Source organism: Pseudochrobactrum asaccharolyticum (assembly GCF_003314995.1).
Lineage (GTDB): Bacteria > Pseudomonadota > Alphaproteobacteria > Rhizobiales > Rhizobiaceae > Pseudochrobactrum > Pseudochrobactrum asaccharolyticum.
Genome location: NZ_QNRH01000033.1, coordinates 1 through 2,352 on the forward strand (window position 1 = coordinate 1; position 2,352 = coordinate 2,352).

Annotated in this window: 2 protein-coding genes and 1 pseudogene; 2 read left to right on the forward strand and 1 reads right to left on the reverse strand. The window is 46.3% G+C overall.

Features of this window, described 5'->3' with window-relative positions; translation table 11 throughout:
- Positions 1 to 294: DUF892 family protein (locus DFR47_RS21455; protein ID WP_147245717.1), on the forward strand; the 294-nt coding region annotated here is incomplete at its 5' end.
- A gap of 246 nt (positions 295 to 540) precedes the next feature.
- Here DFR47_RS21455 and DFR47_RS21460 read toward each other — a convergent pair.
- Entirely contained in the window at positions 541 to 918 is a 378-nt protein-coding gene (locus DFR47_RS21460; protein WP_113946542.1) for a pyridoxamine 5'-phosphate oxidase family protein, read from the reverse strand.
- 149 nt (positions 919 to 1,067) lie between these two features.
- Here DFR47_RS21460 and DFR47_RS21465 point away from each other — a divergent pair.
- Positions 1,068 to 2,198, forward strand: a pseudogene (locus DFR47_RS21465) (IS3 family transposase).
- The last annotated feature ends 154 nt before the right edge of the window (positions 2,199 to 2,352 follow it).

Genomic DNA, 2,352 nt, shown 5'->3' on the forward strand with positions numbered 1-2,352 from the left:
AAGTCTATTGGTCTGAAGGCCGAAGGCGAAAAGTGTGATGCAATAGAAGGGCTCATCAAAGAAACTGACGGGTTAATTGAAGAGGCCTCAGGCACAGCACTGGATGCTGGTTTGTTGGCCGCGTGCCAAGCTGTCGAACACTATGAAATTGCCCGATATGGCTCGCTACGTGAATGGGCGAAAGAACTTGGACATGACGAAGCTCATACACTCTTAAGTGGAATTCTTGATCAAGAAAAAGCCACCAATAATAAGCTTACAAATTTGGCGATTTCATCAATTAATAAAACGTAATTTATTAATTTCCTAAAGTAAGGAGCCCCGGAAATTCGGGGTTCCTTTTATGGTAATAAAGCCTTTTCTCAGTTGCGATGTGGTACAAGATTCAAGCTAACAAGATCGGGTAATTTTCATGATATCCCTCCTCCGTATAAATGCCGCAGGGAATTATATTGCTAAATAATCATAGGTCTTAAATAGACCCACAAACGAGACGTGTAGGTTTTATATTGTAGTTGCTCTAAAAATTATCATTCTTATTTACATACCTGTCTCGCGATGGTCGCCCAAATCAGGTTTAATTCCCGTAACTGATGCAAACATCATTTTTACTGCGACGGTTAATGAATTAGGGCCATCCCAGAATTCAGCGCGGTTAGGAGATACAACAATCAAACGGATGTTTGGATCATCAGCAGAATCCCAAAAAGCTTTTGAAAAGGGAGTCCACAAATCATGTATCTTCTTTCGATCATTAAAAACCTGAGCATCTCCTTCTATAAAAAGATAATCATTTGCTGCATGATCAGAAAAGGTTAGATGTACAATCACCTCGCCCTTGATATCCCCTACCTTCTCCGAACGACTGTCAGTTAAAAAATAGATAGCGCCCTCTTCTTTTCTAACGATAGGAGCCATAGGGACTTGTTTTCCGTTCCAGCCAAAAAAAACATACACGTGAAGCTTCAGCAATACTCCAAGAGGTGGCTCGGCTAAATTGGACAGACTGATAAGTGGCTTTTCTGCCTGAACTTTGCCAGACTACTGGCTATTGAGCAGGAGTTACCATGACACGACGTATTCGCCGGAACCACGCTGCGAGCTTCAAGGCGAAGGTTGCCCTTGCGGCAATCAAAGGCGAGAAAACGCTTTCGGAACTATCCCAGCAATATGATGTTCATCCGAACCAAATCACGGATTGGAAGAAACATCTTCTGGAGGGTGCTGCCCATGTGTTTGGTGCAACGGAAAAATCAGAGCCGCCGGTTGATATAACCGCGCTCCATGCCAAGATCGGAGAATTGACGCTGGCTAACGATTTTTTAGGATCGGCGCTCGGCAAGGTCGGCTGGTCGGGGAGCGCAAAACGATGATTAACCCCAAACATGATCTGTCGATTGGGAAACAGGCCGTTGAACTGGGGATCAGCCGCAGCAGCGTCCTACTATCTGCCACAACCTGTCTCAGTGGAAGATTTGAAACTGATGCGCCGAATGGACGAATTGCATCTTGATTACCCGTTTGCGGGTAGCCGTATGCTGCAAAAGTTTTTGAAACGTGAAGGCTTTGAGATTGGGCGTTTGCACGTGCGAACCTTGATGAAACGCATGGGTTTAACGGCGCTGTATCGTAAACCACGCACGACAAAGCCGGGAGATGGGCACAAGATTTATCCGTATTTGCTGAGAGACCTGACAGTAACACGGGTCAATCAGGTCTGGGCAACGGATCTGACCTATATACCGATGGCCCGCGGGTTCTGTTATCTGATTGCGATCATTGATTGGTTCACGCGCAAGGTTTTAAGCTGGAAGCTGTCGATCACCATGGATGCAGCCCCTTGTGTTGAGGTGCTTGAGGAGGCGTTAAGCCGCTATGGCAAACCAGAAATCTTCAACTCGGATCAGGGCAGTCAGTTCACCAGTCACGACTTTACCAAGGTGCTGCTTGATCATAAAATCCAGATCAGCATGGATGGCAAAGGGGCGTGGCGCGACAACGTCTTTATCGAGCGGCTCTGGAGATCGGTGAAATACGAGGAAGTCTATCTCAAAGCCTACGACAGTGTAGCAGGAGCCAGAGCATCAATCGGAAAATATATCGACTTCTACAATCACAAGCGGCCACATTCCAGTCTTGACGACAAGACCCCGGATGAGGTCTACTTCAATAAAATAGCGCTGCCCGAAGCGGCGTAATCAACGGCAGAAGTCCACTTACAAAGCGTAAAAACCTGTCCAAACAAACCGAGCCACTTCTCCATGCCTTTAAAGGATCGCCACTAGCCATTTGCTTTCTCCTTATTACGTTTGCGTGTTGCTGCAGCTTTTTTGGCGGATTCCGAACGCTGTT

Coding starts and splice junctions, on each gene's coding strand:
- DFR47_RS21460 (WP_113946542.1), bottom strand. CDS start 918: ATGGCTCCTATCGTTAGAAAAGAAGAGGGCGCTATCTATTTTTTAACT.